General features: G+C 71.5%; 13 protein-coding genes. 3 read left to right on the top strand and 10 right to left on the bottom strand.

The genetic code is table 11. The features are described 5' to 3' along the window. Positions 1–9 precede the first annotated feature (9 nt). From hemW to VFV19_15215, 9 genes are read right to left on the bottom strand one after another with little or no spacing between them, the layout of a single operon-like run. The gene (gene hemW, locus VFV19_15175) at positions 10–1173 is read right to left on the bottom strand and encodes a radical SAM family heme chaperone HemW (protein ID HEX4825642.1); all 1164 of its coding nucleotides are present in this window, start codon (positions 1171–1173) and stop codon (positions 10–12) included. Then, the gene (locus VFV19_15180) at positions 1154–1906 is read right to left on the bottom strand and encodes a tetratricopeptide repeat protein (GenBank protein HEX4825643.1); all 753 of its coding nucleotides are present in this window, start codon (positions 1904–1906) and stop codon (positions 1154–1156) included. Before VFV19_15180 ends, hemW begins: the two co-directional genes overlap by 20 nt. Continuing rightward, entirely contained in the window at positions 1903–3732 is a 1830-nt protein-coding gene (locus VFV19_15185) for a BatD family protein (protein HEX4825644.1), read from the bottom strand. Before VFV19_15185 ends, VFV19_15180 begins: the two co-directional genes overlap by 4 nt. Beyond that, positions 3729–4448, bottom strand: coding sequence for a tetratricopeptide repeat protein (locus VFV19_15190; protein HEX4825645.1), 720 nt, complete (start codon positions 4446–4448; stop codon positions 3729–3731). The genes VFV19_15185 and VFV19_15190 overlap by 4 nt, the downstream gene beginning before the upstream one ends. Beyond that, positions 4445–5452, bottom strand: a complete 1008-nt coding sequence (locus tag VFV19_15195) for a VWA domain-containing protein (GenBank protein ID HEX4825646.1) — start codon at positions 5450–5452, stop codon at positions 4445–4447. Before VFV19_15195 ends, VFV19_15190 begins: the two co-directional genes overlap by 4 nt. After that, positions 5452–6447, bottom strand: a complete 996-nt coding sequence (locus tag VFV19_15200) for a VWA domain-containing protein (GenBank protein ID HEX4825647.1) — start codon at positions 6445–6447, stop codon at positions 5452–5454. The genes VFV19_15195 and VFV19_15200 overlap by 1 nt, the downstream gene beginning before the upstream one ends. Continuing rightward, positions 6444–7379 carry a hypothetical protein gene (locus tag VFV19_15205; GenBank protein ID HEX4825648.1) on the bottom strand — a complete coding sequence of 312 codons (936 nt, stop codon included), beginning with the start codon at positions 7377–7379 and terminating at the stop codon, positions 6444–6446. Before VFV19_15205 ends, VFV19_15200 begins: the two co-directional genes overlap by 4 nt. A 1-nt stretch (position 7380) precedes the next feature. Next, complete coding sequence (locus VFV19_15210; protein HEX4825649.1) at positions 7381–8271, bottom strand: DUF58 domain-containing protein; 891 nt, start codon at positions 8269–8271, stop codon at positions 7381–7383. Then, positions 8268–9254 (bottom strand): MoxR family ATPase, encoded by a 987-nt coding sequence (locus VFV19_15215; protein HEX4825650.1) that lies wholly within the window; start codon positions 9252–9254, stop codon positions 8268–8270. The genes VFV19_15210 and VFV19_15215 overlap by 4 nt, the downstream gene beginning before the upstream one ends. A gap of 167 nt (positions 9255–9421) precedes the next feature. Here VFV19_15215 and VFV19_15220 point away from each other — a divergent pair, with 167 nt between their 5' ends. The 3 genes from VFV19_15220 to VFV19_15230 are packed head-to-tail and all read left to right on the top strand — an operon-like array spanning position 9422 to position 12932. Next, entirely contained in the window at positions 9422–10663 is a 1242-nt protein-coding gene (locus VFV19_15220; protein HEX4825651.1) for a methyl-accepting chemotaxis protein, read from the top strand. A 2-nt stretch (positions 10664–10665) separates the two neighbouring features. Next, positions 10666–11058: a chemotaxis protein CheW gene (locus tag VFV19_15225; protein HEX4825652.1), complete on the top strand. Its 393-nt coding sequence runs from the start codon at positions 10666–10668 to the stop codon at positions 11056–11058. After that, complete coding sequence (locus VFV19_15230; protein HEX4825653.1) at positions 11058–12932, top strand: chemotaxis protein CheA; 1875 nt, start codon at positions 11058–11060, stop codon at positions 12930–12932. The genes VFV19_15225 and VFV19_15230 overlap by 1 nt, the downstream gene beginning before the upstream one ends. Position 12933: 1 nt before the next feature. Here the strand turns inward: VFV19_15230 and trxA are convergent, their stop codons facing one another. Beyond that, positions 12934–13278, bottom strand: a complete 345-nt coding sequence (gene trxA / locus VFV19_15235) for a thioredoxin (protein HEX4825654.1) — start codon at positions 13276–13278, stop codon at positions 12934–12936. Between the last annotated feature and the right edge of the window lie 4 nt (positions 13279–13282).

Consider the following 13282-nt stretch of genomic DNA (forward strand, 5'->3'; position numbering starts at 1 on the left):
CGGCGAAGATTATAGCGAGCCGCTCACGATCTCCGAGAAGAGCTCGTTCGACCGCACGCGGCCGGCGCGCGTCAGCCGCACGCGCTCCCCCTCCCAGACGAGGAGGCCCGCCGCTTCTCCGCGCTCCCAGGCGGCGGCGTATCGCGTCCGGAGATCCGCTCCGTAGCGTGCCCCGAGGACCCCCGCGTCGATCCCGTCCGTCGTCCGGAGGCCGAGAAAGATCGCCTCCTCGAGGCGCCTCGTCGCATCGTACGGCTCGCGCCACGCGACGGGCTCCTCGCCGAGGGCGACGGCCCGGATGTAGCCGTCGAGATCGACGCGGTTGCTCCGCCGGACGCCGCCGAGATAACCGTGCGCCCCGAGGCCGAAGCCCACGTAGGGGCGGTCGGTCCAGTACTTGAGGTTGTGGCGCGAGCGGTGCCCTGGGCGCGCGAAGTTCGAGATCTCGTAGATCGCGAGCCCCGCGCCTTCGAGGACGTCGACGGTCGTCTCGTAGACCTCGGCCATGAGATCGTCGCCGGCGAGCACCGTGCGACCGGCCCGCACCGAGCGGCCGAGCGGCGTGTCCTTGTCGGATTCGAGGAGATAGACGGAGACGTGATCGGGCCCCCACCCGGCGACCGCGCGAAGGGTCTCGTCCCAGCGGCCGAGGTCTTCGCCGGGAAGCCCCGCGATGAGGTCGGCCGACACCGAGGCGAGGCCGGTGCGACGAGCCCGGGTGACGGCGTCCCGCGCGTCGGCGGCGTCGTGCGCCCGGCCGGCCTTCGCGAGCACACGATCGTTCAGCGATTGCGTGCCGACGCTGATCCGGTTGACGCCGGCGTCCCGGCAGCCCGCGAGCACGTCGTCGGTGAGCGACTCCGGGTTTCCCTCGAGCGTGATCTCGGCATCGGCCACGAGCGTGAACCGTCCTTCGATCGCTCTCAAGACCCCGGCCACCTGGGCCGGCGACATCCGCGACGGGGTGCCGCCGCCGAAGAAGATGGTGTCGACCTCCCCTGCCGCGTCCGGCTGGCCATCCGCGATCTCGCGGCCGAGCGCGTCCAGGTACGCGGCGATCCGCTCGTCCTGCCCGGCGACGGTGGGAAAGTCGCAGTACGAGCACCGGACCGAGCAGAACGGAAAGTGGACGTAGACCCCGAGGGGCCCGGCGTCAGATGCGCTCGGCGGCATCGTCGGGAATCCACCCGGTGGCGCCGTTCGGCAGCGCGACCTGAAGCCACCCCGGCCTGTCGCCGCGCACCTCGACGGTCGTCCCCTCGTGGAGCGTGAACTGCGAGGTGTTGTTGAGGCCCGGCCCCGCGAGCGCTTCGGCCGTCGGGTGGAGGACGACGGCTCGCCGCGTTCCCGAAAGACGCGTCCACGTCGCCTGCCACGAGAGCGCGACCACGATCGTCGCGAGAACCGCCGCCGAGAGCGCCCACCCCCATGCCGGCGTGAAGCCGCCGCGCCTCGAGGCGCACCAGGTCACGATGCCCGCGACGACCCAGAGCCCCGCGAGGGCGGCGATCGCCTGCGCCCCCGGGCCGATCCGGTCCTGCCAGGCACGCCAGGCCGTGAGCGCGCCGCCCGAGTCCGGGTCCTCGATGACGTCGCGGATACGCGAGCGGGCCAGCGCGAGGTTGCCGAGGACGTCCGGATCCGACGGCGCCAAGCGCCGCGCCCGCTCGTAGTGCAGGATCGCCTCGCCGAGGCGGCCTCGCTTGTACTCGGCGTTCGCGAGGTTGTACTCGAGCCGCGGGTCGTTGAAGCCGTACCGCAAGAGCTCACGGAATCCGTCGGCGGCCTCGTCCCATTTCCCCTGCGCATAGGCCTGGCAGGCACGCTCGAACGCGGCCTCGGGATTCTGCGCGCGCGCCGACGACACGGCGAGGACGAGGGCGAGGAGCAGCCGGCGCGCGATCATGCGATTTCCTCGAGCGCGCGGACGAGCGAGCGCGCCTCGGCGACGAGATCGGTCCGCGCCTGCGGCCGGCCTGCGTCGGGAACGTACCGCGCGAAGTCGCACGACTCGAGGCAGGCGCGGTAGCGCCGCCTGAGATCGGCGGAGACCCCGCGCGCGGCGAGGATCTCCTCGAGCTGGTCGTAGGTGAGCCCCGCCGCCGAGCGGTTCGCGCGGTCCGCGACGTAGTCGACGAGCGCCCCCGCGACCTCCTCGTGGAACGCCGTCGAGGACTCGCCCGCACGCGTGCCGGCGCGATCGAGGCGCTTGGCCGCGGCACGGGCGGCGCGGCGCGCGCGTGCGAAGCCGTGGTCCAGGAGGAAGCGCTCGCGGCGCCGTCCGACGAGGATCCCGATCGGCACGAGGAGGAGGGGCGCCAACGCCGCGACGACGAACCAGCCGGTGCGCTGGACCGGCGCTGCCGCGGTCTCGAGCGGTCCCCGGAGAGCCTTCAGGAACGCGATGTCCTTCGCCGCGGCCTGCACTTCGGACCGTGCGATCCCGACGTCGGGCTGCGCGGCGCCGCGATTGACCGCGATCTCGGGAATCTCGCCGTGCAGCTCCTTGTACGCGCCGGCAACCGGGTCGAAATAGGCGAACACGGGCGCCGGGAGGCGCAGCGTCCCGGGCGCCAGCGGCACGACGACCCACTCCCAGCTCTTCTTCGCGCCGAGGTGCTGGGGTCCCGCGCCCTGGTCCTCGACGACTTTCGGATCGTAGACCTTGACGTCGGGAGGCGCCTCGAGCTTCGGCGGGCCGACGCCCTGGAGCGACCCCGCTCCCTCGACCGTCGCACGCACCGCCACCGCGTCGCCGGCGTTCACGGTCTTGCGGTCGGCGGTCGTCGTGAAGCGGTACGCGCCGACCGCCCCCGTGAACGACGCGGGCCGCCCCGTCTCGGGGAGCGGCTTGACCTCGAGCTTGAGAGCGTTCGATTTCCGGACGAGGTTCGCGAACCGCCCCAGCGAGAAGAACGATCCGAACGGGTCGCGCGACGCGCGGCGGACCTGGACCTGCCCCGTGTACGCCGGGACCGCGAGCGTCCCGCTGCTCGTCGGGACGAGGAGCTTCCGCGCGACCGGGAAGGCGTCGTACCGGCGGTTGTTCATCGTGACGATCGTGTGCTCGCGCTGTGCGTCGACGGGGATGTCCTCGGTCCAGAAGCCGGTCATGGACGGGATGTCCGTCCATCCGAAGCCGCCCAAGGGCGCCGCGGCGTAGAGCGTCATCTCGAGCACGACCGCCTGACCCGCCCATACCGACGTCTGCGACAGCTTGGACTGAAGGAAGACGTCGGAGAGATCGGCGCCCTCGTCCCCCTCGTCGTCGTCGCTCCCGCCGGACGGCGCTCCCGGCCTGCGACCGGCCGGCGGAGCCGGCCCGCTCCGGCCAGGTGCGATCTGGAACTGGAGCGGCTCGGTGCGGTAGCTCGTCCCCCCGACGTTGACGACGAATGCGGGGATCACCGCGGACCCCGTTCCCTTCGGCGTCAGGAAGTAGGTCAGGATGAGCGAGTTCGACGCGTTGATGCGCCCGTTCTCGAACACGTACGACGAGCTGCGTGAGGTCTGCGGACCGCCGGCGACGGCGAGGTTCGTCATCGTCGGAAGGCTCGGCGCGGAGACCTCGGGGATCGAGGAGCCGTCGATCTCGATCTGGAGGCGCACCTCGGTCGTCTCGTAGATCGCGCCGCGCGGGAGGACCGAGGCGCGCACACGGACGTCGTCCGCGCGCGCAGCCGGCAGCGCGAGCGTGACGAGGAGCAGGGCGCCGAGCGCGCGGAGGCTCACCAATCCTTCTCCGGCTTGCGCTCTCCCGGCTTCGTCGCCTGCGCCGCCTGGCGCTTGACGTTCTGCTTCTCCTCGTCGTTCAGGCGGTCGAGGAGCTTGTTCGCCTCGTCCTTGCTCATCTCGCCGGGCTTCGGCTGAGGCTGCGGCTTGTCGCCCTTCTTCTTCTCGTCGCTACTGCCCTTCTTCTGGTCGTCGGGCTTCTGCTTCTCGTCGCCACCGCCCTGCGGCTTCTGCTCCTGATCTTTCTTCTGGTCCTGCTTCTGCTGCTGTTGCTGTTGCTGCTGCTTCTGTTTCTGCTCCTGAAGCGCCCGGAGCGCGAGCTCGAGATTGTGCTTCGCGTCGCCGTCCTGGGGCGCCGCCTTGAGCGCGCGCATGTACGCCTTCACCGCGTCGTCGTACTTCTCGTCCTTGAACAGCGCGTTCCCGAGGTTGTACGCCGCCTTCGGCGCGAGCTCGGGGCCTGCCGCGCCGAGCGCGCGCTCGTACGCTTCCGCGGCGCCGGCCCAGTTCTCCTGCCGGTAGAGGACGTTGCCGAGATCGTAGCGGAGCTGGGGCGCCTCGGGGATGATCGACTGCGCCTTCTGGTAGCTCTCGAGCGCCGCGTCGTTCTTCCCCTGCGTGTAGGCCTTGTTTCCCTGCTCGGTGCGGCGATGCGCCTCGCCCCCGAGGAACGTCGACACGCCGGCGAGGAGGATGAGGGTGACCGGTCGGATCATGACGACCTCCTCTCCGAGATCAAGACTTCCGCGAAGAGCGCCAGGAGCGCGAACGCCAGCGGGATCTGGAACCGCTCGGCCCAACGCGTCTTGAGGACGGTGCCCGCGCCGGTCGCGTCCATCGCCGCGAGCGCCGACGCGATCTCGTCGACCTCGCCGCCGGCGGCGGTCGCCCGGTAGTACTTCCCGCCGCTGTCGAGCGCCAACGTCCGGAGCGGTCTCTCGTCGAGCCGCGTCGTCACGAGCTTGCCCTCCGCATCCTTCTTATACGCGCCCGAGGGTCCGGTCGGAATCGGGGCGCCCTGCTCCGTTCCGGTGCCGATCGCATAGACGACGACGCCCGCTCGCTTCAGCCCGTCGACGATCCCTTCGAGCCCCCCTTCGTGGTCCTCGCCGTCGCTCACGACGACGAGGGCCCGTCCCTTCGCCTCCGACCCCTCGGCGGGCGGGGGGCCGAGCGCGCGGATCCCCTCGCGGATCGCGTCGGCGAGCGCCGTTCCGGGAACCGAGACCGCTTCGACGTCCACTGCATCGAGGAAGAGGCGGACCGCCTCGTGATCGACCGTCAGCGGACAGGCGAGCGCCGGCGCCCCCGCGAAGGTGACAAGGCCGACGCGGTCGCCTTCGGTCCGGTCGATGAGGGTCGAAGCCTCGTGAACCGCGCGCGCGAGGCGCGAAGGGGTGACATCGGCCGCCGCCATGCTGAGCGACGTGTCGAGGACGATGACGGCGTCGATCCCCTTCCGGGAGATCGTCTCGGTCCCCTGCCCCCACTGCGGCCGCGCGGCCGCGAGGATCCCGGCGGTCGCCGCTGCGAGGAGACAGAGCGCCTTCGCCGCCCTGCGGTGGGCGCTCACCGATGCGCCCGCGCGCTCCCCTTGAGCCGCGCCTCCCGCGAACGCAGCGAGGGCGCGACGCCGGAGCGCGGCACCCAGCGCGAAGAGCCCGGCGATGGCCGGCACGGCCAGGAGGGCCCAGAGCAGCTGCGGCTCCGCGAAGCGCATCAGGGGATCCTCCGGAGGCGCGTGCCGGCGAGCAGCAATTCGAGCGCGAGCAGGCCCGCGGCGGGGAGGAGCAAGAAACCGAACTTCTCCGTGTAGAGCATCCGCACGCGGCTCTCGATCTCGGTCCTCTCGAGCCGGTCGATCTCCTGGAACGCCATCTCCATGCCCGACGCATCGGTCGCGCGGAAGTACCGCCCCCCGGTCGACGTCGCGATCTTCTGGAGGAGATCCTCGTCGAGATCGGCGGTCGTGACCTCGTAGTGACGCCCGCCGCGCGGATCGTCGACGAGGCATTGGACCTCGCCGTCCGAGCCGACGCCGACCGTGTAGACCTTCACGCCGAGCGCCTGCGCCGCGGCCGCCGCCGCTTCGGGACCGACCTGGCCCGTGTTGTTCCGTCCGTCGGTGACGAGCACGACCACCTTGCTCTTCGCCTGCGAGGATCGCATCCGGTTGATCGACGTCGCGAGCCCCATGCCGAGCGCCGTGCGGCTCTCACCGATCGGGGCGAAATCCAGCTCGTCCACGAACCGCTGGAGCATCTCGTGATCGAGAGTGAGCGGGCAGCGGGTCGTCGCCACGCTCGCGAAGGCGACGAGCCCGAGCCGGTCGTTCGGCCGGCCCTCGACGAACTTCGCGATGCACGCCTTGGCGACGCCCAGGCGGTTGCGCCGCGGCGTGTCCTCGCAGCGCATCGATCCGGAGATGTCGAGCCCGACGAGGATGTCGACCCCCTTCGACGAAACCGACGTCACCGACGCCCCCGATTGCGGCCGCGCGAGGGCGAAGACGAGGAGCCCGAGGACGAGCCCGCGCAGCCACGGGAGGATGCGCTCGAGCCTCACCCACGGGCTGATGGGAAGCCGCGCGATCCCCTCGACGTCGGGGAAAGCGATCCGCGGCCCGCCGCGACGGAGGCGGCGCAGGAGCACCCAGACCGCGACCGCCGCGAGCGGCAGCGCGGCGAGCGCCCACGGCATCGCGATGCGGGTCACGACGCCGGTCCTGCCGGCGCGGGCTCGGGTAGGGCGGCCGGCTTCGTGAGATCGACGAGACGGTAGGCCTCCTCGACGGCGGCGCGGCACTCGGCCGCCCCCGCGGGCTCGCGGGCGAACTTGACCCGGTCGGACGAGTCGAGGAGTGCGCGCGCGAGCGTCGAGGCTTCCATCGGAGCCCCTGCGAGCTTGAGGGCCGGCAGGACCTCGGACGTCGTCCGCTCCATCAGCTCGATCCGGTAGCGGCCCTCGAGGTAGAGCTTCACGATGCGCGTCAGCTCGTCATAGAAGAGTCCGATCTGCCCTTCCTCCGCGAGGCGCCGTGCGAGCAGGCGCTCGAGCTCCTCGTAGACCCACACGTGCGGCGGCAGCTTGCGGAACGGATCGACGGCGGCGGGGACCGCCGCAAGCTTCGCGGCGTACCGCCGCCAGAGCCACCACGCGATCCCCGCGCCCACGAGGAGGAGCGCCAGCGCCGCGAGCGCGGCCTTCAGCGGGCCCCAGTCGGCGGGAATGCTGGCGGGGGGCTTGAGGTCGGCGAGCTCCTTCGCCTTGGGGTCGGCCGGGGCCACCGTGCCCTCGATGGTGACGTCGACCGGCTCGGTCACGGCGACGGCACCCGCGCTCCCCACGGCGACGCGGACCTCGGGGATCGTCGCCTTCCCGAGCTGGTAGATCGCGATCGACCCCGCCCACGTCCGGACCGCGCTCCCGGGCGCCGCCGGCTGCCACGCACCGGAGAGAACCTGGGCGGGCCCCCACTCGGTCGGAAGCGCGGAGACGTCGACGGTGCCGTCGCTTCCGGGGTCGACCGTGAGGCGGACCGGGATCGCGTCACCCAGCTTCGCGGTCTTCGCCGCGATCTCGAGGTGCGCCGACGAGGCGAGCGCGGGCGGGGCCGCCAGGAGCGCGAGGAGCACGAGACGTCGCATCTCAGCCCCCCGCGCGCGTGGCACGTCGCGCGCGCTCGCGGAAGAAGCCGACGAGCTGCCGGTCGTAATCGGTCCCGGTCGACAGCTCGAGGAGGTCGGTCCCGGCGCGCTTGATCGCGGAGCGCATCTGCTCGCGCTCTCTCTGCCGCCTCTCGGCGTAGAGGCGCCTTACCGCGGTGCTGCCGGTGTCGATGAGGACGGGACGGCCGGTCTCGGCATCTTGGACCGCGACGAGGCCGATCCGCGGCAGCGTCTCCTCGCGCGGGTCGGAGATCGAGATCGCGACCATGTCGTGCTTGAGGTTCGCCGCCCGGAGCGAGGTTTCGTAACCCTGCGCCTGGAAGTCCGAGAGCAGGAAGACGACCGACCGCTTGGAGACGACCCGGCGCAGGACCTCGAGCGCGCCCTTGAGATCGGTCCCCCGCCCCTCGGTCTCGAAGGCGAGCAGCTCGCGCAGCACGCGCAGGCCGTGATCGCGCCCCTTCCGCGGGGGCACGAAGCGCTCGACGCGATCGGTGAAGAGGATGAGGCCGACGCGGTCGTTGTTCCGGATCGCCGAGAAGGCGAGGAGCGCGCTGATCTCGGCCGCCGTCTCGAGCTTCGTCGCGACCGACGTCCCGAAGCGCCCCGAAGCCGACGCGTCGACGACGAGCATGACGGTCAGCTCCCGCTCCTCGGTGAACTTCTTGACGAACGGATGCCCCATCTTCGCGGAGACGTTCCAGTCGATCGTGCGGACGTCGTCGCCCGGCTCGTACTCGCGCACCTCGGCGAACTCGACGCCGCGCCCCCGAAACACCGAGTGGTAGGACCCGGCGAGGCTCTCGTCGACCAGGCGCCGCGTGCGGATCTCGAGGCGGCGCACCTTGCGGAGCACCTCCCGAGCGGTCACGGCACCTCGACGGCGTCGAAGACCCGCTGGACGACCTCGTCCGCGGTGACCGACTCGGCCTCGGCCTCGAACGAGAGGATGAGGCGATGGCGGAGCACGTCGTGCCCGATCGCCTTCACGTCCTCCGGCGAGACGAATCCGCGCCCTCGGAGAAACGCGTGGGCGCGCGAGGCGGCGAGGAGGGCGAGCGTCGCGCGGGGCGAAGCCCCGAACTGGACGAGCCCCTCGAGGTCGAGCTTGAACTCCTTCGGCCGGCGCGTCGCCTGGACGAGACGGACGGCGTAGTCCTTGACGCGATCGTCGACGTAGATGGCGAACATCGCCTGGCGCGCGCGCTCGAGATCGTCGAGCGTCACCACGGGGTTGATCGTGGGGACTTCCGCCGCCGACATCCGGTCGAGGATCTGCCGCTCCTCCTCCGCGCTCGGATAGTCGAGCTTGATCTTGAGGAGGAAGCGATCGACCTGCGCCTCGGGGAGAGGGTAGGTTCCCTCCTGCTCGATCGGGTTCTGGGTCGCGAGCACGAGGAACGGCGTCGGCAACGGGTAGGTCGTGTCGCCGATCGTCACTTGCCGCTCCTGCATCGCCTCGAGGAGAGCGCTCTGCACCTTGGCGGGCGCCCGGTTCACCTCGTCGGCAAGGACGAAGTTCGTGAAGAGCGGCCCCTTGCGCGGGACGAACGTGCCGTCCTTCTGGTGGTAGATGAGGGTGCCCGTGAGATCGGCCGGAAGGAGGTCCGGCGTGAACTGGATCCGCTGGAACCCGCCGTGGACCGCGGAGGCGAGCGAGCGGACCGCGAGCGTCTTCGCGAGCCCCGGCACCCCTTCGAGGAGCAGGTGCCCCCGCGTGAGGAGGCCGATGACCATGCGCTCGAGGAGGTACTTCTGGCCGACGATCACCCGGCGCACCTCGGTGAGGAGCGCTTCCAGGACGACCGCTTCCCTTTGGACCCTGTCTTGGACCGACTGCACCGTCTCGCTCATGCCAGCTCCCGCTTCATCTCGACGTTCGACGCCCCAGGGACCGAAAAGTCGACGAAGGATTGTAGAAACGCTCGTCCGGGGTGTCAAAAAGGCTGCTCCCCCGCTGGCCTTCCCGAGTGCCGGAAACCATATTCCGGCGCGGGGTTCCTACGCTCGGGGGGTCGCTCGTGCAGAAGAAACTCGCGGCATCGTTCCTTCTCGTCACCTTCCTGTGCACGCTGGTGGCGGTCGTCGTCCCGCGGTTCCAAGAGGACGCGGTCTGGGCGACGGCCCTCGTCGTATGCCTCGACATGGCGATCGGGCTCGGGGGGGCGTGGCTCGTGTCGTGGCTCGTGGTGCGGCGGATCAAGGCGCTCGCCGCCGCCACCACCGTCATCAGCCGCGGCGACCTGACCCAGGTCGTCTCGATCGACGGCGCCGACGAGACCGCCGAGCTCGCGCGCTCGTTCAGCACGATGCTCGCGAACCTCCTCACCGTCCTCAAGGAGGTGCGCGCCACCGCGGAGCGCATCCACGACTCCGCCGCGTCGCTCTCGACGACCTCCGAGAGCGTCGACGCCGCCACCGAGGGGATCGCGGAGGCGACGCGCACGATCGCCCAGGGCGCCGACCGCCAGGCGGAAGACGTCACGCGCACCTCGGCGCTCACACGCGATCTCAACGGAGCGGTCGATCGCGTGGCCGACGCGGCGAAAGCGGTTCACACCGCCGCCGAGAACGCCGCCGAGCGCGCGCACGCCGGCTCCGCGGCCGCGCGCCGCGCCGCGGACGGCATCGTCGAGGTCTCCCGCGCGGTCGACGCGTCGGCGAACGCCGTGGACGGATTCCAGGGCCGCGCCGACGAGATCGGCAAGATCGTCACCTTCATCGTCTCGCTCGCGGAACAGACGCATCTCCTCGCGATCAACGCCACGATCGAAGCGTCGCGCGCGGGGGAAGAGGCGCGCGGCTTCGCCGTGGTCGCCGAGGAGGTCCGGCGTCTCGCCGACCACGTCCGTGGCTTCGCCGACCAGATCTCGTCGGTCGCCGACGAGATCCGCGGCGGGTCGCATACGATCGCGACGAGCATCCGCGACAGCGCGCGCGCGGCGGGCGAAGCCCGCGCCCTCGTCGACCGGGCCTCCGCGGCCTTCGACGGCGTCCTCGAGGCGACGCGCGGGACGACCGAGCGCGCCCGGGCGATCGACCGGAGCGCCGAGGAGCAGCGGTCGCTCGCGCGCCAGCTCGACGAGGCCCAGAAGCGGATCGTCGACGTCGCGCGGGACAACGCGCGCAGCAGCGTCGAGACCTCGGCGGCGACGTCGGGCCAGTCGATCTCGGTTCAGGCCCTCTCGAGCTCGGCCCGAGATCTGGCGCGGACCTCGGATCAGCTCAAGGAGCTCCTCGCGACCTTCCGCCTGCGCGATTGACGATGGACCTGCTGTTCTTCCACCTCGACTCCGGCCCGTACGCGCTCCGGCTCGATGCGGTCGCGGAGGTCGTCCGGTCCGGGACGCTCCACCCGGTGCCGCTCGCCGGCCCCGCCGTCCGCGGCCTCGCCGAGCGCCGTGGCCGGCCCCTGGCCGTCATCGACCTGCCGCGGGTCCTCGACGATCGCTCGCCGGAGATCCCGGGCGCCCACCTCGTGCGTCTCGCGCCCCCGCTCGAGGGAACCGCGCTGTGGATTCCGGCCGAGGTGTTCTCGGGCTCCGGGCACGTCGACGGGGACGCGGCGTCCGATCTCCCGCACGTCTTCATCGACGGCCGTCTCCACGTCCTCCTCGAGCCCGAGGCGCTCGTCCGCCGCGCGGCGGTCGGTCTCTGATGGACCTCTCGCGCTACCTCGAGCTGTTCGTCCAGGAATCGCGCGAGCATCTCTCCGCCGCTTACGCGCTCGCCTCCGTGGCCGAGCAGGCGCAGGCGGCGCCCGTCGACGACGCGATCCGCGACATCTTCCGCCACGTCCACTCGGTCAAGGGGATGGCCGCCTCGATGGGCTTTCCGGCGATGAGCGCTCTCGCGCACGACACCGAGTCGCTCATGGACCGCCTGCGCGACCACCGGATCGCGGCCCCTCCCTCGACGACACGCCTCCTCATGGCGTCGCTCTCGTGCCTCGAGCGGATGGCCGAGCGCGCCGGAAGGAACGACGACGTCGACGACGGCGAGCGCGTCTCGATCCAGGCGGGCCTGCGCGAGATCCTCGCCGCGGGCGGCGAGACCGAGGCCCCCGTCCCCCTCGTGAGGCGCCGGACCGCGGAGACCGTCTCTCACGTCAACGTCGCCGTCATCGTGCGGCGCGACCGCTCGTTCCCCGCGGTCCGCGCGGCGATCGTCCTCGGGCACCTCGGCAAGCTCGGCCGCATCGTGCGCACGGAGCCGCCGATGGCCGCGCTCCGGACCGGCCGGTTCGACGGCCGCCTGCTCGTGACCCTGCGCATCGGCGAGGAGGCGCGCACCATCGCGGGGAAGATCGCCGCGATCGACGAGATCGAGACGTTCACGCTCGTCCCGGTCGAGATCGACGAGCCCAGGGTCGATCTCCGTCCGCCCTCACCTTCGCTCCGGATCCCCGCGACGCGGATCGACGCGCTCCTCGAGGACGTGCTCGAGCTGATGTCGTCGCTCGGACGTATCGAGGCGCGCGGCGGCGGAACTCCGGGGTCGCCCGATGCGCGCGAGGGCGAGACCGCGCGGCGTCTCGCGCGCGGGCTCTACGACGCGCTCGTCGAGCTGCGGCTCGTGCCGTTCGAGACCGTGACGCAGCGCCTCGTGCGCGCGGTCGACGAGCTCGAGCACCGCCTCGGCAAGAACGTCGTCCTCGAGGTCCAGGGCCAGGAGGTCCGGATCGACCGGAGCCTCCTCGAGCAGATCACCGATCCCCTGCTGCACATGGTCCGGAATGCGGTCGACCACGGCATCGAGCCGCAGGCCGTCCGCGAGAAGGCGCGCAAGCCTGCCGCCGGTCGTCTCGCCGTCCGCCTCGTGCGCGAGGCGGCGCGCGTCACCCTCGTCGTCGAGGACGACGGAGCCGGCCTCGATCCGCGCCGCCTCAAGCAGGCGGCGATCGAGCGCGGCCTCCTCACGCCCGGCGAGGCGGTCAGGATGGACGACGCGCGCGCCCTCGAGATGATCACCCTCCCGGGATTCACGACCGCCGAGCGCACCACCGAGATCTCCGGCCGCGGCGTCGGCATGGACGTCGTCAAGAGCACCGTCGAGGCGCTCGGCGGAACCCTCCGGATCTCGTCGGCGCCGGGCCGCGGGACGAGATTCGAGGTCACGCTCCCCTCGTCCGTCGCGCTGGTCCAGGCGTATCTGGTGCGCGCCGGCGGGGCCGTCTTCGCGGTCCCGCTCGCCTCGATCGCGCGCATGGCTCCGATGGACGACCAGAGCACCGCATGGCGCGACGGCCGCCGCTTCTGGAGCGTCGGTGCGAGCGACGTCCCGGTGCGCTCCCTCGCGGCGGTCCTCGGCCTCGACGCTCCGAAGACGGCGAGGGACGGCATGGCGCTCGTCGTCGAAGCCGACGACGGTCCGTCGGGGATCGAGGTCGACGAGGTGGTCGAGCGCTGCGAGCTGGTCGTGCGCCCGCTTCCCGCGCCCCTGGCCGGCCTCAGGGCCTATTCAGGGGCCGCCGTCCTCGACGACGGCACGATCGTCCTGGTCCTGGATCCGGCGCGTCTTCCGCGCCTGTGATTCAGCGGGGTGCCGCCGCCAGGTGCCGCTGGATCAGCCCGCGGAGCGACTCCTTCGGCTGCGAGCCGATCGTCTGATCGACGAGGCGTCCGTCCTTGAAGACGAGCAGGGTGGGGATGTTGCGGATGCCGAAGCGCGCGGAAAGGTCGCCGTTCTCGTCGACGTTGACCTTCGCGATCGTGACCTGGCCGGCCATCTCGGCGGCGAGCTGCTCGAGCGAGGGTGCGATCGCCTTGCACGGTCCGCACCAGGAGGCCCAGAAATCGACGAGGACCGGTCCGTTCGCGTTCTTGATGGCTTCGTCGAACGAGTCGTCGGTAAGATGCACGACCTGAGAGCTTTCCATGCGA

It is taken from the genome of Candidatus Polarisedimenticolaceae bacterium (assembly GCA_036275915.1).
Lineage (GTDB): Bacteria > Acidobacteriota > Polarisedimenticolia > Polarisedimenticolales > DASRJG01 > DASRJG01.

What these genes read in the sequence shown, in the direction of transcription:
- hemW (HEX4825642.1), bottom strand. Translation starts at nt 1,173, where the DNA reads ATGCCGCCGAGCGCATCTGACGCCGGGCCCCTCGGGGTCTACGTCCAC.
- VFV19_15180 (HEX4825643.1), bottom strand. Translation starts at nt 1,906, where the DNA reads ATGATCGCGCGCCGGCTGCTCCTCGCCCTCGTCCTCGCCGTGTCGTCG.
- VFV19_15190 (HEX4825645.1), bottom strand. Translation starts at nt 4,448, where the DNA reads ATGATCCGACCGGTCACCCTCATCCTCCTCGCCGGCGTGTCGACGTTC.
- VFV19_15195 (HEX4825646.1), bottom strand. Translation starts at nt 5,452, where the DNA reads ATGCGCTTCGCGGAGCCGCAGCTGCTCTGGGCCCTCCTGGCCGTGCCG.
- VFV19_15205 (HEX4825648.1), bottom strand. Translation starts at nt 7,379, where the DNA reads ATGCGACGTCTCGTGCTCCTCGCGCTCCTGGCGGCCCCGCCCGCGCTC.
- VFV19_15215 (HEX4825650.1), bottom strand. Translation starts at nt 9,254, where the DNA reads ATGAGCGAGACGGTGCAGTCGGTCCAAGACAGGGTCCAAAGGGAAGCG.
- VFV19_15225 (HEX4825652.1), top strand. Translation starts at nt 10,666, where the DNA reads ATGGACCTGCTGTTCTTCCACCTCGACTCCGGCCCGTACGCGCTCCGG.
- VFV19_15230 (HEX4825653.1), top strand. Translation starts at nt 11,058, where the DNA reads ATGGACCTCTCGCGCTACCTCGAGCTGTTCGTCCAGGAATCGCGCGAG.
- trxA (HEX4825654.1), bottom strand. Translation starts at nt 13,278, where the DNA reads ATGGAAAGCTCTCAGGTCGTGCATCTTACCGACGACTCGTTCGACGAA.